This window comes from Novosphingobium sp. ZN18A2, assembly GCF_036784765.1.
Lineage (GTDB): Bacteria > Pseudomonadota > Alphaproteobacteria > Sphingomonadales > Sphingomonadaceae > Novosphingobium.
The window spans coordinates 1,999,416-2,020,799 of record NZ_CP136651.1 but is presented as its reverse complement, the minus strand read 5'-3'; the positions used below and the strand labels follow the sequence as shown (position 1 = coordinate 2,020,799).

The following is a 21,384-nucleotide window of genomic DNA, read 5'->3' as shown; positions in this document are numbered from 1 at the left end:
CCGGGGCCATGATTCAGACAATCGCATTCTATCTTTTCGCGGGCATCATGCTTCTTGCGGGCGCGTTCACGATCTTCGCGCGCAACCCGGTCCATTCGGTGCTGTGGCTGATCGTCGCGTTCTTCAACGCCGCCGGCCTGATGGTAATCGCGGGGGCAGAGTTCATCGCGATGCTGCTCGTCATCGTCTATGTGGGCGCGGTCGCTGTGCTGTTCCTGTTCGTCGTGATGATGCTCGACATCGATTTCGCGGAACTGCGCGCGGGCTTTGTCCGCAACTTCCCGGTCGGGCTGCTGCTGGCCATCGTCCTGCTGGTGGAACTGGGCATCGGCCTGTTCGCCAACAGCGCGGGTGGGTTGAAGCTGGGGTCGCCCGACGGTTCGGCCGCGCCTTCGCTGGGCACCACCAACACCGAAGCGATCGGCGCGCTGCTTTATACCCGCTACCTGTTCCTGTTCGAGGCCGCGGGCATCATCCTGCTGGTCGCGATGATCGGCGCAATCGTGCTTACCCACCGCCAGCGCAGCGACAACCGCGGGCAGAGCGTGTGGAAACAGGTAACCCGCCGGCCCGAAGAGGCCACGCGCAACGTCAAGCCCGAGGTCGGAAAGGGGGTCGAACTGTGATCGGAATCGAACACTATGTCGTGGTGAGTTCGATCCTCTTCGTGATGGGCGTGCTCGGCATCTTCCTTAACCGCAAGAACGTGATCGTGATCCTTATGGCGATCGAACTGATCCTTCTGGCGGTGAACCTGAACCTCGTCGCTTTCAGCGCCTATCTCCACGATCTAACCGGCCAGGTCTTCGCGATGTTCGTGCTGACCGTGGCGGCCGGCGAAGCGGCGATCGGCCTTGCGATCCTGGTGATCTATTTCCGCCGCCGCGGCACGATCGCGGTGGACGATGTCAATCGGATGAAGGGATAGTCCGTTGCACGCCATTCTCTTCATCGTTTTCCTGCCGCTTCTGGCAGCGATCGTCGCCGGTCTGGGCAACCGCGCCATCGGCAACGTGCCGGCCAAGGTCGCCACCACCGGCGCGCTGTTCATCGCCTGTGCGCTGTCCTGGCCGATCTTCATCAGCTATCTCGCGGGCAGCGCCGAAGCGACGGTTACGCCGGTGCTGCACTGGGTCCAGTCGGGCGGGATGGCCTTTAACTGGGAACTGCGCGTCGATGCGCTGACGGCAACGATGCTGGTGGTCGTCACCAGCGTCTCCGCGCTCGTCCACCTCTATTCGTGGGGGTACATGGAGGACGATCCGGACCAGCCGCGCTTCTTCGCCTACCTGTCGCTGTTTACCTTCGCCATGCTGATGCTGGTAACGGCGAACAACCTGGTGCAGATGTTCTTCGGATGGGAAGGTGTCGGCCTCGCTTCCTACCTGCTCATCGGGTTCTGGTTCCGTAAGCCCAGCGCAAACGCCGCCGCGATCAAGGCCTTCGTGGTCAACCGCGTTGGCGACCTTGGCTTCATGCTGGGGATTTTCGGCACGTACCTGGTGTTCAACACCGTATCGATCCCCGAAATCCTGCAGGCGGCCCCCGGAATGGCGGGTTCGACCATCGGTTTCCTCGGCCATCGTTTCGATACGATGACGGTGCTGTGCATCCTTCTGTTCATCGGCGCGATGGGCAAGTCCGCGCAGCTGGGGCTACACACCTGGCTTCCGGACGCGATGGAAGGCCCGACCCCGGTTTCGGCGCTGATCCACGCCGCGACGATGGTTACGGCGGGCGTGTTCATGGTCTGCCGCCTGTCGCCGATGTTCCATGCCAGCCCCGATGCCTCGCTGTTCGTGACCTTCATCGGCGCGGCGACGTGCTTCTTCGCCGCCACGATCGGCACCACGCAGTGGGACATCAAGCGGGTGATCGCCTATTCCACCTGTTCGCAGCTGGGCTACATGTTCTTCGCCGCCGGCGTCGGCGCCTATGGCGCGGCGATGTTCCACCTGTTCACCCACGCCTTCTTCAAGGCGCTGCTGTTCCTTGGCGCGGGTTCGGTCATCCATGCGATGCATCACGAGCAGGACATGCGCTATTACGGCGGCCTGTGGCGGAAGATTCCGTGGACCTTTGCCGCGATGATGGCGGGTACGCTGGCGATCACCGGCGTGGGTATCGAGAATTTCTTCGGCTTCGCGGGCTTCTATTCGAAGGACGCGATCATCGAGGCCGCCGCCGCTTCCGGCACGCCGCTGGGCGGGTTCGCCTGGTGGATGGGCGTGATCGCGGCGTTGCTGACCAGCTTCTATTCATGGCGGCTCGTGTTCCTGACGTTCTACGGCAAGCCGCGCTGGATCGAGAGCGAGCATATCCAGCATTCGGTCCACAAGACGCCCGAACAGGCGGGCGCGGACACCACCGGCGGCTATCACCCGCATGAAAGCCCGCTCAACATGATGGTGCCGCTGGCGGTGCTGAGCATGGGCGCGATTTTCGCAGGGCTGGTCTTTACCGGTTGGTTCGTCGGCCCCGAAACGGGCGAGGGCTTCTGGAAGGGCAGCCTGTTCTTCGACGCGCACCTGATGCACGCGATGCATGAACTGCCGGAACTGACCAAGCTGGCCCCGACCATCGTCATGCTGATCGGCTTCGGCGTCGCGTGGTATGCCTATATCCGCAACCCCAAGCTGCCGGCGGCTTTCGTCAGCCAGTTCGGGGTGGTTTACCGCTTCGTCTACAACAAGTGGTACTTCGACGAGCTGTACAACTTCCTGTTCGTGCGCCCGGCCTTCTGGATCGGCCGCCAGTTCTGGAAGATCGGCGATATCGGCATCATCGACCGCTTCGGCCCCAACGGCGCTGCCTGGGTGGTGGCGCAGGGCACGCGCGGGGCGGTGAAGCTGCAGTCGGGATATCTCTATAGTTACGCGCTGGTCATGCTTGTCGGCCTTGTCGCGGCAATCAGCTGGGTGATCGCACAATGACCGGTTTTCCGATCCTTTCGCTGATGCTGCTGGTGCCGCTCGTCGCGGCGGTGGCCTGCCTGTTTGCAGACGCCAGGACGGCACGGATGATCGCGCTTGTCGCGACGCTGGTCGATTTCGCTCTGGGCGTGGTGCTGTGGGCGAACTTCGATATCGGCGGTGCGCAGTGGCAGTTCCGCGAACATGTTGACCTGTTTGCCGGGTTCTCGTGGAAACTGGGAATTGACGGTATCGCCCTGCTGCTGATCGAGCTTTCGGTTTTCCTGATGCCGATCTGCATCGGCGCCAGCTGGAAATCGATCGACAAGCGCGTTGGCGAATACATGGCCGCGTTCCTGATCATGGAAACGCTGATGATCGGCGTTTTCGCGGCGCAGGACCTGTTCCTGTTCTACATCTTCTTCGAAGCCGGCCTGATCCCGATGTACCTGATCATCGGCGTGTGGGGCGGCACGGACAGGATTTACGCCAGCTACAAGTTCTTCCTCTACACGTTGCTCGGCTCCGTGCTGATGCTGATCGCGATGTTCTGGATGGCGAACGAGGCGGGCACGACAGACATTCCCACGCTGATGCAGTATGACTTCCCGGTCTATGCGCAGCACTGGCTGTGGCTGGCCTTCTTCGCCAGTTTCGCGGTGAAGATGCCGATGTGGCCGGTCCACACCTGGCTTCCCGACGCGCACGTCCAGGCGCCGACCGCGGGTTCGGTCATCCTGGCGGGCGTGCTGCTGAAGATGGGCGGTTACGGCTTCATCCGCTTCAGCCTGCCCATGTTCCCGCAGGCGAGCGCCGATTTCGCTTGGGTGATCTTCGCGCTTTCGATGATCGCGGTGGTCTATACCTCGCTGGTCGCGCTCGTGCAGCACGACATGAAGAAGCTGATCGCCTATTCATCGGTCGCGCACATGGCGATCGTGACCGTGGGTCTGTTCGCCTTCAACGTGCAGGGCCTTGAAGGCGCGATGATCGTCATGCTCAGCCACGGTATCGTGTCGGGCGCGCTGTTCCTTTCGGTGGGCATCATCTACGACCGGCTGCACACGCGCGAGATAGACCGTTACGGCGGTCTTGCCATCAACATGCCGCGTTATGCGCTGTTCTTCATGCTGTTCACGATGGCCTCTATCGGCCTTCCGGGCACAAGCGGTTTCGTGGGTGAGTTCCTCAGCCTCGCCGGTATCTACCAGCTTTCAAGCTGGGTGGCGCTGGTTGCGACGACGGGCATCATCCTGGGCGCGGCCTATATGCTCTATCTCTATCGCCGGGTGATCTTCGGTGAGCAGAAGAACGCCGATGCCGCGGCGATGGCCGACCTCGATTGGCGCGAAATCGCCATGGTCGTGCCGCTCGGCCTCGTCATCCTGTGGATGGGCGTCTATCCGGAAAGCTTCCTTGCGCCGATGCGTTCGGACATCCAGGCGATCGAAGCGCGCGTCGCGGCCACCGCGCCGAAGAGCGACGCGCAACCGACGCCCGGCAATCCCGAAGCGGCAGCCAGGGCCGAACATCACGAAATTGCTGAAGCGCAAGAGGGGGCGCACTGATGGATCTCGCGCATTCACTCTGGCTTGTCGCTCCGGAAGAGGTGCTCAGCATCTCGGGGCTGGCGCTTCTGCTTGTCGCCGCGTGGGGTGGAGACAAGGCTTCGCGCCTGATTTCGATCCTGTCGGTTGCGGCGCTCGTCGCAGCGGCCGCACTTACCGTGCCCGCGCTTTGTGACGGGGCGATGGGGCCGTCGACTTCGGCCTTCTACGGCCAGTTGCACGTCGATGCCTTCGCTGCCTTCGGCAAGGTTCTGGTCTATGCCGCCGCCGCGGTCACGCTGATGATCGCGCCCAGCTTCTTCGAACGGGTTGGCGCGATGCGCGCGGAATTCCCGTTGCTGGTGCTGTTCGCCGCACTGGGCATGGGGATCATGCTCGCCGCAACGGACCTGCTGGCGCTCTATATCGGTCTGGAACTGAACTCGCTCGCGGCATACGTGCTGGCGGCCTTCCTGCGGACGGACGACCGTTCGGCGGAAGCGGGCCTCAAGTATTTCGTGCTCGGCGCGCTCGCCAGCGGCATCCTGCTGTTCGGCATGAGCCTGACCTATGGCTTTACCGGCACGACCAACTTTGCCGGCATCCGTGCCGCGCTGGATGGCCCGGCGGCGATGGGGGCACTGTTCGGCGTGATCTTCATGCTGGCGGGGCTTGCCTTCAAGATCAGCGCCGCGCCGTTCCATATGTGGACGCCGGACGTTTATGAAGGCGCGCCGACCCCGGTCACCACCTTCTTCGCCACCGCGCCCAAGGTGGCCGCGCTGGGCCTGTTGATGCGCGTATCGCTCGATGCGTTTGGCGGACAGACCGGCGCATGGCAGCAGATCGTGATCTTCGCCGCGCTGCTTTCGATCATCGTCGGTGCATTGGGAGCGATCGGGCAGGCCAACATCAAGCGACTGATGGCCTATTCGTCGATCAACAACATCGGCTTCATGCTGATCGGTCTTGCCGCCGCGACGCCTCAGGGTGCGTCGGCCATGCTGGTCTATCTGTGGATCTATGTGGCGATGAGCGTGGCGGGCTTCGTCGCGATCCTGCTGCTGCGTGACGAAAACGGAAACCAGGTGGAAGCCATCGCCGATCTGGGCGGCCTTTCGCGCACCCGGCCGGGCCTGGCACTGGCGCTGGCAACCGTGATGTTCAGCCTGGCCGGCATTCCGCCGCTGTTCGGCTTCTGGGGCAAGTTCGTGGTATTCCAGGCCGCGGTCGAGGCAGGGCTGACGCCGCTGGCCGCAATCGGTATCGCCGCTTCGGTTATAAGTGCGTTCTATTACATCAAGGTCGTGAAGGTGATGTATTTCGACGAGGAAACCGGCCGCGTTACCGGGCCGGCGGAACTGTCGCACCTCGTGATCCTGACGGTGGCGACGCTTGTTATCTCGCCCTTCGGCTATCTCCTGACGAAGTGGCTGGGCGGACTGGCCGATGGCGCGGCAACCGCGCTGTTCCACGTCGTTTGATACCGTCCGCTTGATCGAGACCGTACCGGAACTGCCCTCCACCAACGCCGCGCTGCTGGCGCGGTTGAGCGGGGGAGGGCGCCCGTCAGAAGGCGCCTGGCTCGTGGCGGACCGGCAAACCGCCGGGCGGGGTCGCGCGGGCAGGGCATGGAGCGACGGTGCCGGCAATTTCATGGGTTCGACTGTCGCGTGGCTACGCGCAGGCGATCCTATAGCCCCTACGCTGGCGCTTGTCGCGGGCCTTGCCGTGCACCGCGCCGTGCGCGACGTTGCGCAAGACCTGCCGGGCCTGAGTTTGAAATGGCCGAACGACGTGCTGGTCGATGGCGCGAAGCTGGCGGGCATCCTGCTTGAACGGCAAGGCGACGCAATCGTGGTTGGCATAGGGGTGAACCTCGCCTCCGCACCCGATGTTCCGGGCCGCCAGACACAAAGCCTTGCCGCCCTGGGCTTCGATGTGCCGCGCGATGCGTTTGCCGCCCGCCTCGAAACCCGGTGGAGCCTGCTTCTTTCCCGCTGGCATGCGGGAGAATGGCCCGCCCTGCGCGAGGAATGGCTTGCGGTCGCACACCCAGCGGGAACGCCGATCGTGGTTCGCGATGGCGAAGGTGAGCCGATCGCCGGAACCTTTGCGGGAATAGATGCCAACGGAATTGCGCTTCTGCGCTTGGCGGACGGCACCATGCGTGTCATTGCGGCGGGCGACGTTGAACTGGTGGCCGAGGACAAGCTCTAGACATGCTGTTGGCAATCGACGCGGGTAACACGAATGTCGTCTTCGCGCTGGTCGAAGACGGCAAGATCCTTTCGCGATGGCGCATTGCCACCGATCCACGCCGGACTGGTGACGAATATGCCGTGTGGCTCAGCCAGTTGATGCAGCTTGAGGGGTATGACCCTAAGGCAGTGGACAAAGTTATCGTGTCGACGGTCGTCCCGCGCGCGATGCACAACCTTGAAGTGCTTTCGCAGAAGTATTTCGGGTGCGATCCGCTGATCGCCGGTATTGCGCCGGTTGATTACGGCATGGACATCGACGTGGACGAACCGCGCTCGCTGGGCGCGGACCGGGCCGTCAACGCCATTGCCGCCCACGCGAAATACAGCGGCGACCTTATTATCGTGGATTTCGGCACGGCCACCACGTTCGACGCCATCGATTTCAACGGCGCCTACAAGGGTGGGATCATCGCGCCGGGCATCAACCTGTCGCTCGATGCGCTGGTAAGCGCCGCGGCCAAGCTGCCGCGCATCGCGATCGAGCCGCCGCGCACGCTCAGCGTGATCGGCCGCAACACCGAAGACCAGATGCACATCGGCGTGTTCTGGGGCTACGTGGCGATGATGGAAGGTCTGATCGAGCGCATTCGTGCGGAGATCGGCCGACCGGCAAAGGTTATCGCGACGGGTGGCCTTGCCGTGCTGTTCGACGATCACACCCATATCTTCGACGCGGTCGACGTCGACCTGACCCTTGAAGGTCTGGCCATTCTTGCGGAACGAGCAAAAGCCAAGTGAAATCGAAAAAGGAACTTCTCTTCCTCGCCCTGGGTGGTTCGGGCGAGATCGGGATGAACGTCAACCTTTATGCCTGCGACGGCAAATGGCTGATGGTTGACCTGGGCATGACCTTTGCCGATCCGTTTTATCCGGGCGTCGACCTAGTGTTCGCGGACCTTGAGTTCATCGAGGAGCGGACCGACGATCTTCTGGGCATCGTGCTGACGCACGCGCATGAAGATCATATCGGCGCCGTCCCCTATTTCGCGCAGGAACTCGGCGTGCCGCTTTATGCAACGCCGTTCACCGCGCGGCTTGTTGCCGAAAAGCTGGAAGAAGCCGGGCTGCTGGACGAGGTGGAGCTGAACGTGATCCCCAACGAGGGTGCGTTCAGCCTTGGCCCGTTCGACATTCGCTACATTCCGCTGGCGCACTCCATTGCGGAAGGCAACGCGTTGCTGATCGATACGCCGCACGGCCGCATCTTCCACACCGGCGACTGGAAGCTGGATGACGAGCCGCGCATCGGCGAACCGGCAACCGAAGAGGAACTGATAGAAATCGGCGAGGACGGCGTCCTTGCGCTGGTCTGCGATTCCACCAACGTCTTCAATCCCAAGCCGTCGGGTTCGGAAGGAGAGGTTCGCGCCGGACTGCTCGACACGGTCTCCGGCCTGTCCGGACGGCGCGTGGTGGTAACGACCTTCGCATCCAACGTGGCGCGCCTGCGGACACTGGGAGAAGTGGCGCAGGCGACCGGGCGGCAACTGTGCGTTGCCGGGCGTTCGCTCGACCGGATCATCCGCGTGGCGCAGGCATCGGGCTATCTGAAAGACTTTCCCGAAACGATCGGAATGGACGAGGCGATGGACCTGCCGCGCGGGGAAGTGATGGTGCTTGCCACCGGCGGGCAGGGCGAGGCCCGCGCGGCGCTGGCGCGTATCGCGGGCGACCAGCACCCGATCCGGCTTGAAGCGGGCGATGCGGTGGTCTTTTCAAGCCGCCAGATCCCCGGAAACGAACTGGCCATCGGCCGCATCCAGAACGCGCTTGTCGCCAAGGGCGTGATGCTGGTGACGGACCGCCAGAGCATGATCCACGTTTCCGGCCATCCGGGGCGGCCAGAGCTTGTCGCGCTTTATGAATGGTTGCAGCCAGAGATGCTGGTGCCCGTGCATGGCGAGATGCGGCATATGACGGAACAGGCGCGATTGGGCCGCGAAGAAGGTATTGCGCGCACCATCGTGCAGAAGAACGGCGATCTTGTGCGTCTGGCGCCCGATGGGCCGGAAAAGATCGACGAAGTGCGCGCGGGGCGGCTCGTTCTGGATGGCGACATCATCGGGCCTGCGGACGGCGAAGCGATGGCTGCACGGCGAAAGCTGGCGTTCCAGGGGCTCGTCACGGTCGCACTGGCCGTGTCTCCGGCAGGGAAGCTCGTTTCACAGGTCGAGGTTGCGCCGATCGGGCTGCCGCTGGAGGACGACATGGCCGCCTTCCTGGCCGAGGCACGCGAAGACGTGGCGCAGGCGCTGCGTGACCTTAAGGGCGACCGCAAGAAAGACAGGCTGGCCGTCGCGGAAGCCGCCAGACTGGCCGCGCGCCGTGCGGCGCAGCGCTGGTCGGGCAAGAAGCCCGTCGTCCAGGTGCTGTTGTGCGAGGAGTAAACAGGCGATGCGCTGGTTCTCGATCATCATGATCTACGGCCTGTTCTGGGTGCTGACCGCGTTCGTGGTGATGCCGTTCGGGTTGCGCACCCCGCATGAGGACGATGACGCGACGCTTGTAAAGGGGCAGGCCGAAAGCGCACCGACGAACTTCCGCCCCGGACGGATCATCCTGTGGACGACGATCGTTTCCGCCATCGCATTTGGTATTTTCTACGCCAACTATCACTATGGATGGCTGACGTTTTCCGACATAGATTATACGCGCCGGATCAAGGAATAAGGCGTGTTTCTTCAGGCGCCTTCGAAAGCATAGCCGGCCGATCGCACGGTACGGATTGGATCGGCGGCGCCGGGCAAGGCAATGGCCTGGCGCAGGCGGCGGATGTGAACGTCGACCGTGCGCAATTCGATATCGCTGCCGCTGCCCCATACCGCATCGAGCAATTGTCCGCGCGAAAACACGCGGTTCGGATGTTCCATAAGATGACGAAGCAGGCGAAATTCGGTTGGCCCGATCTTCATCGTCTGTCCGCGGCGGGTGACGCGGTGCGCGGTGGGATCGAGCGCGATGTCGCCGACGGAGATCGTCTCTCCCGCAAGGGCAGGCCGCACGCGGCGCAGGACCGCGCCGACGCGGGCAATAAGTTCGCGCGGGGAGAAAGGCTTGGTCACGTAATCGTCCGCGCCCGTTTCCAGCCCGCGAACCCGGTCATCCTCGTCGCTGCGCGCGGTGAGCATGATGATCGGCACGTGGGCCGTTTCCTTGTTGCGGCGCAATCTGCGGCAGACTTCTATCCCGCTGGTTCCGCCGATCATCCAGTCCAGCAGGACCAGATCCGGCACGTCCTCGCTCGCCATGATCAGGGCCTCGTCCCCGTCATCGGTTGAGCGCACGTCATAGCCTTCACCGCGAAAGCGGTATTCGACCAGTTCGGCCAGGGCGGAATCGTCTTCGACAAGCAGCAGTTTCGGCGCGGGCACGGCAATATCTCCTGTGCGGTTGCGCAAGGCCAACACGCCTAATGTTACACCGCTATGACCATAATCTACGCATGATGTGTCGAACGGCCGTCAAATCTGTCGCGCGCGCTATGCCGGCGGGATCGTGTCTTCCCGGTCGGGCAGCGTTTCACCGGTCGCGGCGAAATAGACCATTTCTGCAATGTTGGTGGCATGATCGCCGATGCGTTCGATGTTTCGCGCGACGAACAGCAACTGGGCGGCCGTGCTGATTGTAGCCGGATTTTCAACCATATAGGAAACGAAGTTGCGGAAGATACTGTCGTAAAAGGCGTCCACCTTGGCATCGCGCCGCACGATTTCCACCGCGGCATCTGCATCGCGTGCGGCATAGGCGGTCAACACGTCGTGCACCATCTCGCTCGCCATTTCGGCCATGGCGGGAAGCAGGGTGAGCGGTTCGAAACGCTTGCGCCCCTCGATATGGCCGACGCGCTTTGCGATGTTCTTTGCATAGTCGCCCACGCGCTCCACCACGCCCGCGATCTTCAGGGCGGCAACAACCTCACGCAAGTCGTCCGCCATCGGTGCGCGTAACGCAAGGAAGCGCACAGCCAGCCGGTCGACCTCCGATTCCAGCTGGTCGATGCGCTTGTCACGCGCGACGATCCGCGCGGCGAGATCCTCATCGCCGGTTACCAGCGCGTCCATCGCCTCGCTGATGGAAAGTTCTGCCAGCCCGCCCATTTCCGCGATAATTCCGCGCAGGCGCGTGATGTCTTCGTCGAAAGCCTTGACGGTATGTTGTGCGACCATGGTCAGCCGTGCCTTCCGGTGATGTAAGCCCAGCCGGGAAAATGGCGGGGATTCGTGAAAATATCCGGTGTCGCCGCAAATTCAACGATCTTGCCGGGAAATGGAACCGCGCGATGCTGCGGAATATGTGGGGATTGTCCTGTCATGCGCATCGAAGGTGGCGCTGGCATGACAGGCGCCGACATTGGCTGGTGGCCCGCCCATAAAAACCTTCATTCCGCCATGCCGCGCAACGCATTCGGGGCGCTCAGCCTTCCGGGTCTTTCAACGCAAGCGACACGGTTACCGTGGTGCCTTCGCCAACCTTGCTTGCGATGTCGAGCGTGCCGCGGTGCCGCTCTACGATATGCTTCACGATGGCAAGGCCCAGGCCCGTTCCGCCCGCGGCGCGGCTTCGACCGGGGTCGGTCCGGTAAAACCGGCGGGTCAGATAAGGCAGGTGATCGGCGGCTATGCCTTCGCCGCGGTCGCGCACTTCGAGGATGGCGTTCTTCCTTTCGCAGCGGACCGAGAGCGTTACCGGCTTTTCCGGATCGCCGTATTTCAGCGCATTGTCGACAAGGTTGCGGATCAACTGGTCCAACTGCTGCCTGTCGCCCCGCACGACGATAGGGTCTCCCGACCATTGCAGGTCGAGCCGGCCTTCTCCTACGTTTGCAACCATGCTGCTGTGGATCGACTGGACAAGCTGGTCCAGCGCAACGTCGTCACGCGGGGCATCGTGCTTTTCGGCCTCGATCCGCGAAAGCGACATCAGGTCTTCCACAAGCGTTTGCAGCCGCTTCGCCTCGCGCAGAACGGTGCTGTGGAACCGTGCGGCGGTTGCCTTGTCGATCTTCGCGTCAGGATCAGCCAGCGTCTCTATATAGCCGATGATCGAGGCGAGCGGCGTGCGCAGCTCATGGCTGGCGTTGGCAACGAAATCGGTATGGGCGCGGCTTATGTCTGCCTCGGCCGTGCGGTTCACAAGTTCCACCAGCGAGAATCGGTCATCGATGGGAACGACGCTGACCTGCCAGATGCTGCGCGGTCCGGTCAGCCCCTTTACCACCGCGCGACCGCTACGTTCTGAAACAAGCCGGATCGCTTCCGGATGGCGCAGGGCGACGCGCGCATCCTGCCCCACGATGTGCTGGCCAAGCGCTTCGCGCGCCGCCGCATTGGCAGATGCGATACGCTGGTCGTCCATGATCATCAGGGGCAGGCCGAACGATTCGATCAGGTCGACCATCGCCTGGCGCGAAAGGCTGCCGTCCTCGATATTGCGGTATTCGATTTCGGGCGCTGGCCGGCCCAGCCAGATCGTGCCGAGCCAGACGACGAGCACACCGGTTGCAAGCCAGGCGTTGGTACCCGCCAGCAACAGGGCGAGCGTTGCCGCCACGGCGATTGCAACCGCTGTCCAGGAAATCGAGGAACCCTTCATCGACGGCATTCCACTCGGCGATCCAGTTTTGCGGCCGTCCGGTGCAGTCCACGCGCGGCCGATACGGCCATAGGCGAGGGCGGGCGGAACGGGCAAGCAGGGTTGATACGGCAGGGCACCAGCGCCCGTTACGGGGAATTTGTGACAGAAGTCTGACAGTGCGGCCGCAAGACGCCGCGTATTGCGGCAAGTGCTTTTCGCAGAGGGGTTTTCCGCAGGCCGCGTTCGGGCATGATTGCACCATGAAACGCCGATTCGTTCTTGCCGCCCTTCCGCTCGCGGCGCTTCTGGCGGGTGCCGCGCCGCGTTCGCCCGCGTCCGAACCGTCCGCAGCGCCGCTTCCGGATACCGTGGACGTTGCGCTCAACACCGGCAAGGGCACGATCGTTGTCGAACTCGATGCGAAGGATGCGCCCGTCACCGTGCGCAATTTCCTGCGCTATGTGGACGAGAAGCGGTTCGACGGCATCGTTTTCTACCGCTCCATGCGGCTCGACTGGGGCAAACAGCCCAACGGGTTGATACAGGCCGGCACGCGTGGCGATCCCAAGCGCGTGCTGCCACCCATCGCGCACGAACCGACCAGCGAGACCGGTATCCTGCACAAGGCGGGAACGCTCTCCATGGCGCGATTCGCGCCGGGAACGGCGACCAGCGAGTTTTCGATACTCCTGTCGGACATGCCATCGCTGGACGCACATCCCGAATCCGACGATCCCGAAGCAAGGGCCGGCTATGCGGCGTTCGGGCACGTCGTCGCGGGAATGGACGTGGTAAAAGCGATCTGGGAATCCCCGCTTTCGCCCACCAAGGGCGAGGGCGGACTGAAAGGGCAGATGCTGGACCCGCCGGTAAAGATTCTGACCGCGCGCCGCGTTCCGGATTTCGTGCCGGAACCGAAGGAGACCGCCGAACCCGTCGAATCGACCGATTGACGGGCATTGCGTTTGCCGACGGCGGTGCGGCCCGCGACCGCATCACGGAACGTGTGGCTGGCAGGCTGGCTCGTGCCCGCAGATGGTCTTGTCTGGATCGGGAAGTGGTGACCCCTACGGGAATCGAACCCGTGTTTCAGCCGTGAGAGGGCCGCGTCCTGACCGCTAGACGAAGGGGCCGTTCTGCTTCACCGCTCCGCGCCATCGCGCCCGAGCGCTGGCTCGGCGGAGATGGTGACCCCTACGGGAATCGAACCCGTGTTTCAGCCGTGAAAGGGCCGCGTCCTGACCGCTAGACGAAGGGGCCGTGCACGGCTGGCGCCGCTGGCAAGGCCCGCGCCTCTAAGGGACAGATCGAAAAGGGTCAACCCCCGTTGTGACACTGGCCGTGCATAGCCGTTCAATCCGCCCAGGCGGCATCCTCTACGTGCAGCTCGGCGGCGGGGCGGCTGCCCCAGTCGTCCATCTTCACGCGGCCCGCCAGCCATAGCTTTCTGCCGCGCGCGCCATGCAGCAGCGCCTGGCCCATTTCGGATTCGGCGGCGCGGAATGCGATAGCCTTGAAACTGCGTCCATCGGCGCCCGCGGCCACCATCCGGACGTGTCCTGCTCCCACGATATCGCATTTGACGAGATGCACCGGCCCCACCGCGACACGCGGCCCCGGCCAGCCCACGCCGAACGGCCCGGCTTCTTCAAGCGTTTCGACCAGCGAAGGCGTCAATCCGCCGGGCGCAACCGACAGGTCAAGCAACAGCGACTGGCGCGCCTGCGCTTCGGCCACGTCGCGGGCAAGGCGATCGTCCAGCCATTCGGCGAGGTCCGGCAAGCGCGACGGTTCGATTGTCAGCCCGCAGGCCATTGCATGCCCGCCGCCGCCGACCAGCAGCCCGGCCTCGCGCGCGGCGATGATTGCGGCGCCCAGGTCCACCCCGGCAATAGACCGGCCCGATCCCTTGCCGTTGCCGGCCTCGTCCGCGTCCAGTGCGACCACCAGCGACGGCTTTCCGCTTTTCTCCTTGATTCGCCCGGCAACGATGCCGATCACGCCGGGATGCCAGCCTGCGCCGGAAAGCAGCAGGACGGAGCGGTTGTGCTGCGCATCCATCTGCGCTTCGGCCGCTTCCTGAACCGCCTGTTCGATCGCGCGGCGTTCCTCGTTCAGGGCAGATAGCCGCTGCGCGATGTCGCGTGCTTCGTCGGGATCGGTCGTGGTCAGAAGGCGCACGCCAAGCGTTGCCTCTCCCACGCGGCCACCGGCGTTGATGCGTGGCCCAAGCGCGAAGCCAAGGTCGCTGCATGTCGGTGCCCGGTTCAGCCTGCTTGCGTCGATCAGCGCGGAAAGCCCCGTGTTGCGCCGCTTGCCCATCACTTTCAGGCCTTGCGCCACGAAGGCGCGGTTCAGTCCCCTGATCTGCGCAACGTCCGCCACGGTGCCCAGCGCGACGAGATCGAGCAGGGCCATCAGATCGGGTTCGCGGCGTGTCTTGAAATAACCGCGCGCGCGCAAGTCCCGCACGGTTGCGATTGCCAGCAGGAACGCGACACCGACGGCGGCGAGATGCCCGTGCGCGGCGGCTTCGTCGTCTTCGTCCAGCCGGTTGGGATTGACCAGCGCCGCCGCACGCGGAAGTTCCGGCGCGCATTTGTGGTGGTCCACCACGATAACGTCCACGCCTTCCTTGTCCGCGGCAGCCAGCGCTTCGTGCGCCATGGCGCCGCAATCGACCGTCACGATCAGGCTCGATCCCTCGCGCGCCAGGCGCACCAGAGCTTCGCCCGAGGGGCCATAGCCTTCCAGCAGGCGGTCGGGGATGTAATGGCGCGCTTCAACACCCAGTTCGCGCAGTAGCAGGATCAGCAGGGCCGCACTGGTTGCACCGTCGACGTCGTAATCGCCATAGATCGTGATCGCCTCGCCCGCTTCGACCGCGGATGAAAGGCGCGCGGCGGCGTTGTCCATGTCGCGGAAGATCGAAGGATCGGGCAGGAAGTCCCGCAAGGTCGGGCGGCGGTGCCGCGCAAGGTCGTCTGCCGCCACGCCGCGAGAGAGCAGCAACTGGTCCACAAGGTTCTCATCCAGCCCGCCCGGAGGCAGGCCAGCGTCCGCCATATCCATGTTGCCGCCGCGCCAGCGCCAGGCGAGGCCGGAAAGGGAGCAATCGATGCATGTGACGAGCTTCATGCCCATCCGGCTATCCGATTGCGGGGCGACAAGAAAGAGGGCCGTCGCCGGTGCGCACGGACTTGTTGACAACCGCTCGCACCGCGCGGAGACCTTTCAGCCTATGAGTTCCAGGCAGCTCCTTATCGTCTGGCATTCGCGCACAGGTGCCGCGAAAGCCATGGCCGAAGCCGCGTTCGAAGGTGCGCGCGGGGCGGGCGACGTGCGCGTTCTGCGCGCGTGCGATGCGGATTCGGACGATGTCCTGGGGGCAGGGGGATATATTTTCGCCTGCCCGGAAAACCTCGCGACGATGAGCGGCGAGATGAAGGAGTTCTTCGATCGGTGCTATTACCCGGTTCTGGGCAAGGTAGAGGGAAGAGCCTTCGCCACGCTGATCGCCGCCGGATCGGACGGAGCGGGGGCACAGGCCCAGATCGACCGCATAGCGACAGGATGGCGCCTCAAGCGCGTTGCCGAACGCCTTATCGCCAATACGGATGCGCAGACACCCGACGAGATCTTGGCGCCCAAGACGCTGGACGAAGCGATCCTGAAGCAATGTCGGGAAATGGGCCAGGCGCTTGTCACCGGCCTGGAGATCGGTGCGTTTTGAACCTGAATTTCGGGATCAGCCTCCGAAATGGAGGCGTCAACGGTTGTGCTGACTCGACGCACCGTGACGGATAGGCCAAGTGTCTTGCAAGGGGACAAACGTGGCTGACAGCGACCGGCGGAACGAAGGCATGCGGATGGCGTGTCTCGTTTTCGAATCGGGCCGCCGGCCCGGCCTTGCGGCGATAAAGGCGTGTTCGGCGGGAACAGGGGCTTTTACCGTCTCCCACGCGGATGATGCCGCTTCCGGATGGATAGAGGTTCTGCGTGATGGCCTGACGTTCGATCTTGTCGGCCTTTCGCCGGGAGGTCCGGCAGACCTGCCGTCCATGCCACACCGTTTCAACCTGCCGGCAACTACCCCAGATCCGCCCGGCGAGGCCGTGATCATCGCGCTTGGTCCGCACCTTGCAGGTTCGGAACGGCTGATGCCCGTCATTCGCACGGTCGCCGGGCTGGCCGCGGCGCTTTCGGGGCTGGACGGGATAAGGGCAGTGGGATGGTTGCCCTCCAAAAGCCTGAGCAGCGCGAACTGGTTCGAAAGCGCGATTACCGCATGGCTTGATGGCGGCCCGTTCCCGTCGCTTGCATTGGCGGCCTTCTACCGCAATCGCATCGGGAACCTGTGCAGCACCGGCTTGTCGTTCGCCGGAGGGCAGGATTTCGAGCTTGCTTCGGCCGATCCGGACCTTGCCGCAGACGATGGCCGGCTTGCCATGCGTCTTGCCGATTGGTTGGTGGCGAACGGGCCGGCAGAAGCCGCGAAAACGATCGAATTTCCGGGGTGCGGAGCGTTGCGGGTAGAGCCCGGACCCGGCGGACTGCTTTCCGCAAGCAGGGTGTGACGGGGCACATTCGATCGACGCTTTCGTTCCGCGCCGTCAACCGGCCGGGGGATGCGGCTTACGATGCCGGATTGCAGCGGCACCACATATTGCCGCGCCAGTTGCTGCGGCGGCGGTCGCTGGCGGCAATGCTGGAAGCGCTGGGCGCGGAGCGGACCGGCTTTCACGATTTCCGCCGGAACGGGATGCTGCTTCCCGCATCGCGTGTCGCGGCGCGCAGGATCGGCCTGCCGCTACATCGCGGGCCGCACCGGCACTATAACGAAATGGTGATCGAACGTGTCGGCCGGATCGAGGCCGCGTGGTCCGCGCGCAGAGGGCGTGCGGCCTCGCTTGCAGATACGGACGCACTGGCGCGCCTGGACTTGCTGCAACGCGCGCTGCGTCGGCTGCTGCTCGATCCCCGCCGGATCGGCGCACTACCCCTCAACCGGCACGATCCGGCGCTGGATTTCAGTCATCTCGACCGGATGGCCGATGCGCTTTGGGGCGCGACTCAGTGGGGGTAGCGTTCCGTTTCGCGCGCGAGGGCGGCGCGGGCCTCGTGATATTCGTCCGCAAAGCGGTTCACGCGGTCGGCAACGGTTTCAACGGCGTCGATGGTGCCAATACCCTGGCCGCAGCCCCATATGTCCTTCCACGCCTTTGCCTCGGTATTTCCGCCCGAACCGAAGTTCATCTTCGACGGATCGCTGACGGGCAGGTTGTCGGGATCGAGCCCGGCATTGACGATGGAATTGCGCAGATAGTTACCGTGAACGCCAGTGAACAGGTTGGAATAGACGATGTCGCCCGCCGCGCTTTCCACGATCATTTTCTTGTACCCCTCTGCCGCGCGCGCTTCCTGCGTGGCGATCCAGGCGGAGCCGATATAGGCAAAATCGGCGCCAAGCGCCTGCGCGCCGAGGATTGATCGTCCGTGCGCGATTGCTCCCGACAGCGCCACCGGGCCATCGAACCAGCTGCGAATCTCCTGCATCAGCGCGAAAGGCGATTGGGTGCCGGCATGGCCGCCTGCGCCGGCGGCGACCGGGATCAGCCCGTCCGCGCCTTTTTCAACCGCCTTGCGCGCGAAGAAATCGTTGATCACGTCATGCAAAACGATCCCGCCCCAGCGATGCGCGGCGGCATAAACGTCCTCACGCGCGCCAAGCGACGTGATCATCATCGGCACCTGCCACTTTTCGCAGAGCGCCATGTCTTCATCGAGCCGGTTGTTCGTCTTGTGGACGATCTGGTTCACGGCGAAGGGCGCCGCCGGACGATCCGGATTGGCGCGGTTATGCGCGGCCAGTTCCTCGGTTATCTGGTGCAGCCACTCGTCAAGCTGGCTTACCGGCCGGGCGTTGAGCGACGGGAAGCTGCCCACGATTCCTGCCTTGCACTGGGCGATGACCAGTTCCGGTCCGGAAATGATGAACAGGGGCGAGCCGATGACCGGCAGGCGCAAGCGGGAACAGACGTCGGGCAAGGCCATGCTCGGACGGACTCCGTGTTAATCGATCGGTTAAACTGATGCTATGCGGCGGTGTGCCGTTCAGGTCAACAGGTCTTCGATGCCGTAGAACCTTGCCGCCGTCCCGGCGAAAAGCGCGCGCTTCTCATCGGGCGTGGCGCCGCTTGCCAGTCGTTTGAAGGCGTTCCACAACACCGGATAGCTCGCGCCCCACTTGTCGACCGGATAGTTGCTTTCGAACATCGCGCGGTCCGTGCCGAACGCCTCGATGCAGGTTTCTATATAGGGACGCCACATATCGGCCAGTTTCTCGGAATGAACGCCCGCTTCCGGCCCTTCCTCGGGCATCCCGCAAAAAGCCATCGCCAGGCCGCCCAGCTTGATCGAAACGTTGGGACACTTGCCGATTTCAAGGATCTTTTCGCGCCATGCGTCGAAACGTTCGGGCATCTTGCCCTTGTAGCTCGCGATGTTGAGCGGGGTGCCGCAGTGGTCGAGCACGATCGGCTGATCGGGGAAGGCCCGCGCAAGGTCCAGCACGTCGCCAAGCTGCGGTTCCAGCAACCAGGCATCGAAGGTAAGGCCCAGTTCGCCAAGGTGCTTGAAACCCGTCCGGAAAGCGGCCGAATGATAAAGCCCCTCGGGCGCGTGGAACGGCGGCCCCAGCACATCCGGATCGGCATCCCAGGCGCCCTGGTGACGGATGCCCTTGAACCGTCCGCCGCCCGCCGCGATCAACGCTTCCAGGACCGGGCGCGCGCCGTCGCCAAGCTGCATGTCGGCATGGCCGATGATCGCCTCGCACGCGCGAAAATCGCCATAGAGCCCGCTTGCGCTTTGCGCGGCAACTCCGTTCACGAACTCCACTTCGCCAACCGGCTTCATCGCGTCGCTGGCACCGGCCCGGTAAAAGGCGCCGCATTCCATGAATACCGTGCCGATCACGTTGTGACCGCTCTTCGCATCGGCGTTAAGCGCGTCGAACGTGTAATATGCGGACGGCAGAAGAGCGGCGATGAAAGGGTGATACGGTTCCGGAAAACTGCCGATAAGCGGCCGCAAGTCCCAAAGGTGGTGGTGCGGATCTATAATCGGCAGATCGGGTTCCAGAATCTCTTCGGCCGTAACGTCGTTCATTTCCAGTCCGCTCCCACGCGCTCGTTTTCGTTGGGGCAGACTATGGATTACGCGGACGCGCCCGTCGAGTGACACTTTGCAACGCAATCAGAAGCACGCGGGAAACCCCAGCCGGCCGCGTTCCTGGCGCCGCCGGCAGGGTGTATGATTCAGCGTTCCGCCGCGTTCGCCGCGCTCAACACCGCGCGAACGGTGGCGGTGGCCACGTCTTCATCGATGCCGACGCCCCAGATGACCTCGCCATCGGGAAGCTCGCATTCGACATAGGCGGCCGCGCGCGCATCGGTGCCAGTCGCCATCGCGTGTTCGGAATAATCGCGGACGGTCAGGTTTACGCCGAATTCTTCGCGAAGCGTTGCGACGACCGAAGAGATCAGCCCGTTACCGCGCCCGCTGATCGTGCGTTCCTTGCCGTCGACGGTAACCTTGCCCGAAAAAATCCGCGTGCCGTCGGGTGTGCGGGTTTCGTCATAGTCGACCAGCTGGATATGCTGGGGTTCGTCAAGGCGATAGGCCTCACGGAATACGTCCCAGATGTCCTGCGCCTGCAATTCGCGCCCTACCTTGTCCGCCAGGTCCTGCACGTGGCGTGAAAAGTGCGCCTGCATCTTCTTGGGCACCTTCAACCCGCGATCCTGTTCGAGCACCCACGCGAAGCCGCCCTTGCCGGACTGCGAATTGACGCGGATCACCGCTTCGTAATTGCGGCCAAGGTCCGCCGGGTCGATCGGCAGGTAGGGAACCGCCCATACCTGGTCGTTGCGCTTTTCCTGCGCGGCGAAGCCTTTCTTGATCGCGTCCTGGTGGCTGCCGGAAAACGCGGTGAACACCAGTTCCCCACCATAGGGATGGCGCGCCGGCACGGGCAGCTGGTTGCAGTATTCGACCGTCTGGATAACCTCGTCGATGTCGGAGAAATCCAGTTCGGGATCAACACCTTGCGTGTACATGTTGAGCGCGACTGTCACCAGACAGCAGTTGCCCGTGCGCTCACCATTGCCGAACAGGCAGCCTTCCACCCGGTCGGCGCCCGCCATCAGGCCCATTTCCGCCGCCGCGACGCCGGTGCCGCGGTCGTTGTGCGTATGCAGGCTGATAACCGCGCGGTCGCGGTTCGGCAGGTTGCGGCAGAAATATTCGATCTGGTCGGCATAGACGTTGGGCGTTGCCGCCTCGATCGTTGCCGGCAGGTTGAGGATGATCGGGCGCTCCGCCGTCGGTTGCAGCACGTCCATCACCGCTTCGCAGCATTCGATCGAAAAATCGAGTTCCGCGGTAGAGAATGTCTCTGGGCTGTATTCGAAGTGCCAGTCTGTACCGGGGAAGCGCGCCGCCTGATCGCGCAGCACCTTCGCGCCGCCGACCGCGATATCCTTGATCTGTGGCTTTTCCAGCCCGAAAACCACCTGACGCCACAGCGGCGAAACCGCGTTGTAGAGATGGACGATCGCCGCATGCGCGCCCTCAAGGCTTTCGAACGAGGTCTTGATCAGGTCTTCGCGCGACTGGGTCAACACCTGCACCAGCACATCGTCGGGAATGCTGCCCGAACGGACGAGGCCGGAAATGAAATCGAACTCGGTCGCGCCAGCGCTGGGGAAACCGACCTCGATTTCCTTGAGGCCGACCTTCACCAGCAGATCGAAGAAGCGCTTCTTCTTTTCGGCATCCATCGGGTCGATCAACGACTGGTTGCCGTCGCGCATGTCGGTGGAAAGCCAGCGCGGCGCCTTTTCGATTACGCGCGTGGGCCACTGCCGGTCAGGCAGGGCGATCTGGGGAAACGGTCGGTATTTCACCGAAGGGTCGCGGAGCATTGTCATGGCTTTGTATCTCGGTTCTGGAATTCTGCGGTGCCGTTGTCGGGTCGTCGGGTCCCCTGGGCGCCGTGCGCGCCGCGGATACGACGCGTCAGCT

The 21,384-nt window shown here is 63.6% G+C and carries 20 protein-coding genes and 2 tRNA genes; 13 read left to right on the top strand and 9 right to left on the bottom strand.

Translation table 11 applies throughout. The annotated features are described in order from the left end of the window. Positions 1-8: 8 nt before the first annotated feature. From RXV95_RS09725 to RXV95_RS09685, 9 genes are read left to right on the top strand one after another with little or no spacing between them, the layout of a single operon-like run. The gene (locus RXV95_RS09725) at positions 9-626 is read left to right on the top strand and encodes an NADH-quinone oxidoreductase subunit J (RefSeq protein WP_338465852.1); all 618 of its coding nucleotides are present in this window, start codon (positions 9-11) and stop codon (positions 624-626) included. After that, positions 623-928, top strand: coding sequence for an NADH-quinone oxidoreductase subunit NuoK (gene nuoK / locus RXV95_RS09720; protein WP_338465851.1), 306 nt, complete (start codon positions 623-625; stop codon positions 926-928). Before RXV95_RS09725 ends, nuoK begins: the two co-directional genes overlap by 4 nt. 4 nt (positions 929-932) lie before the next feature. Beyond that, positions 933-2,933, top strand: coding sequence for an NADH-quinone oxidoreductase subunit L (nuoL, locus tag RXV95_RS09715; RefSeq protein WP_338465850.1), 2,001 nt, complete (start codon positions 933-935; stop codon positions 2,931-2,933). Then, complete coding sequence (locus RXV95_RS09710) at positions 2,930-4,480, top strand: NADH-quinone oxidoreductase subunit M (RefSeq protein ID WP_338465849.1); 1,551 nt, start codon at positions 2,930-2,932, stop codon at positions 4,478-4,480. Before nuoL ends, RXV95_RS09710 begins: the two co-directional genes overlap by 4 nt. Further along, entirely contained in the window at positions 4,480-5,943 is a 1,464-nt protein-coding gene (nuoN, locus tag RXV95_RS09705; RefSeq protein WP_338465848.1) for an NADH-quinone oxidoreductase subunit NuoN, read from the top strand. The genes RXV95_RS09710 and nuoN overlap by 1 nt, the downstream gene beginning before the upstream one ends. Positions 5,944-5,953: 10 nt before the next feature. Next, positions 5,954-6,679, top strand: coding sequence for a biotin--[acetyl-CoA-carboxylase] ligase (locus tag RXV95_RS09700; RefSeq protein WP_338465847.1), 726 nt, complete (start codon positions 5,954-5,956; stop codon positions 6,677-6,679). Positions 6,680-6,681: 2 nt separating this feature from the next. After that, positions 6,682-7,461 (top strand): type III pantothenate kinase, encoded by a 780-nt coding sequence (locus RXV95_RS09695; RefSeq protein ID WP_338465846.1) that lies wholly within the window; start codon positions 6,682-6,684, stop codon positions 7,459-7,461. Next, on the top strand, positions 7,458-9,110 hold the full coding sequence (locus tag RXV95_RS09690; RefSeq protein WP_338465845.1) for a ribonuclease J: 1,653 nt from the start codon (positions 7,458-7,460) through the stop codon (positions 9,108-9,110). The genes RXV95_RS09695 and RXV95_RS09690 overlap by 4 nt, the downstream gene beginning before the upstream one ends. Before the next feature lie 7 nt (positions 9,111-9,117). Next, positions 9,118-9,393 carry a DUF1467 family protein gene (locus tag RXV95_RS09685; protein WP_338465844.1) on the top strand — a complete coding sequence of 92 codons (276 nt, stop codon included), beginning with the start codon at positions 9,118-9,120 and terminating at the stop codon, positions 9,391-9,393. A gap of 11 nt (positions 9,394-9,404) precedes the next feature. On the opposite strand, the gene phoB is transcribed toward RXV95_RS09685, so the two are convergent. The 3 genes from phoB to RXV95_RS09670 form a co-directional block, all read right to left on the bottom strand. Next, on the bottom strand, positions 9,405-10,094 hold the full coding sequence (gene phoB / locus RXV95_RS09680; protein ID WP_338465843.1) for a phosphate regulon transcriptional regulator PhoB: 690 nt from the start codon (positions 10,092-10,094) through the stop codon (positions 9,405-9,407). Positions 10,095-10,202: 108 nt separating this feature from the next. Then, on the bottom strand, positions 10,203-10,889 hold the full coding sequence (gene phoU, locus RXV95_RS09675; protein ID WP_338465842.1) for a phosphate signaling complex protein PhoU: 687 nt from the start codon (positions 10,887-10,889) through the stop codon (positions 10,203-10,205). Between the two features lie 247 nt (positions 10,890-11,136). Next, positions 11,137-12,315: an ATP-binding protein gene (locus tag RXV95_RS09670; RefSeq protein WP_338465841.1), complete on the bottom strand. Its 1,179-nt coding sequence runs from the start codon at positions 12,313-12,315 to the stop codon at positions 11,137-11,139. A gap of 242 nt (positions 12,316-12,557) precedes the next feature. Between RXV95_RS09670 and RXV95_RS09665 the strand changes: the two genes are divergently transcribed. After that, on the top strand, positions 12,558-13,250 hold the full coding sequence (locus tag RXV95_RS09665; RefSeq protein ID WP_338465840.1) for a peptidylprolyl isomerase: 693 nt from the start codon (positions 12,558-12,560) through the stop codon (positions 13,248-13,250). A gap of 105 nt (positions 13,251-13,355) precedes the next feature. On the opposite strand, the gene RXV95_RS09660 is transcribed toward RXV95_RS09665, so the two are convergent. The 3 genes from RXV95_RS09660 to recJ form a co-directional block, all read right to left on the bottom strand. Further along, positions 13,356-13,430, bottom strand: a tRNA-Glu gene (locus RXV95_RS09660). Positions 13,431-13,482: 52 nt separating this feature from the next. Next, positions 13,483-13,557, bottom strand: a tRNA-Glu gene (locus RXV95_RS09655). Positions 13,558-13,650: 93 nt separating this feature from the next. Continuing rightward, entirely contained in the window at positions 13,651-15,435 is a 1,785-nt protein-coding gene (gene recJ, locus RXV95_RS09650) for a single-stranded-DNA-specific exonuclease RecJ (RefSeq protein ID WP_338465839.1), read from the bottom strand. A gap of 103 nt (positions 15,436-15,538) precedes the next feature. On the opposite strand from recJ, the gene RXV95_RS09645 reads away from it, so the two are divergent. The 3 genes from RXV95_RS09645 (at position 15,539) to RXV95_RS09635 (ending at position 17,383) form a co-directional block, all read left to right on the top strand. Continuing rightward, positions 15,539-16,030 (top strand): NAD(P)H-dependent oxidoreductase, encoded by a 492-nt coding sequence (locus RXV95_RS09645; protein ID WP_338465838.1) that lies wholly within the window; start codon positions 15,539-15,541, stop codon positions 16,028-16,030. A 100-nt stretch (positions 16,031-16,130) separates the two neighbouring features. Then, positions 16,131-16,874, top strand: coding sequence for a hypothetical protein (locus tag RXV95_RS09640; protein ID WP_338465837.1), 744 nt, complete (start codon positions 16,131-16,133; stop codon positions 16,872-16,874). Further along, positions 16,871-17,383: an AHH domain-containing protein gene (locus RXV95_RS09635; RefSeq protein ID WP_338465836.1), complete on the top strand. Its 513-nt coding sequence runs from the start codon at positions 16,871-16,873 to the stop codon at positions 17,381-17,383. The genes RXV95_RS09640 and RXV95_RS09635 overlap by 4 nt, the downstream gene beginning before the upstream one ends. Here RXV95_RS09635 and RXV95_RS09630 read toward each other — a convergent pair. From RXV95_RS09630 to leuA, 3 genes are all read right to left on the bottom strand, one after another. After that, positions 17,371-18,351 carry a nitronate monooxygenase family protein gene (locus tag RXV95_RS09630; protein ID WP_338465835.1) on the bottom strand — a complete coding sequence of 327 codons (981 nt, stop codon included), beginning with the start codon at positions 18,349-18,351 and terminating at the stop codon, positions 17,371-17,373. The two genes, RXV95_RS09635 and RXV95_RS09630, sit on opposite strands and share 13 nt — an antisense overlap. Before the next feature lie 60 nt (positions 18,352-18,411). Continuing rightward, a complete protein-coding gene (locus RXV95_RS09625; RefSeq protein ID WP_338465834.1) occupies positions 18,412-19,467 on the bottom strand; it encodes an amidohydrolase family protein in 1,056 nt (351 codons plus the stop codon). A gap of 149 nt (positions 19,468-19,616) precedes the next feature. Next, positions 19,617-21,290, bottom strand: a complete 1,674-nt coding sequence (gene leuA, locus RXV95_RS09620) for a 2-isopropylmalate synthase (protein ID WP_338465833.1) — start codon at positions 21,288-21,290, stop codon at positions 19,617-19,619. Positions 21,291-21,384 lie beyond the last annotated feature (94 nt).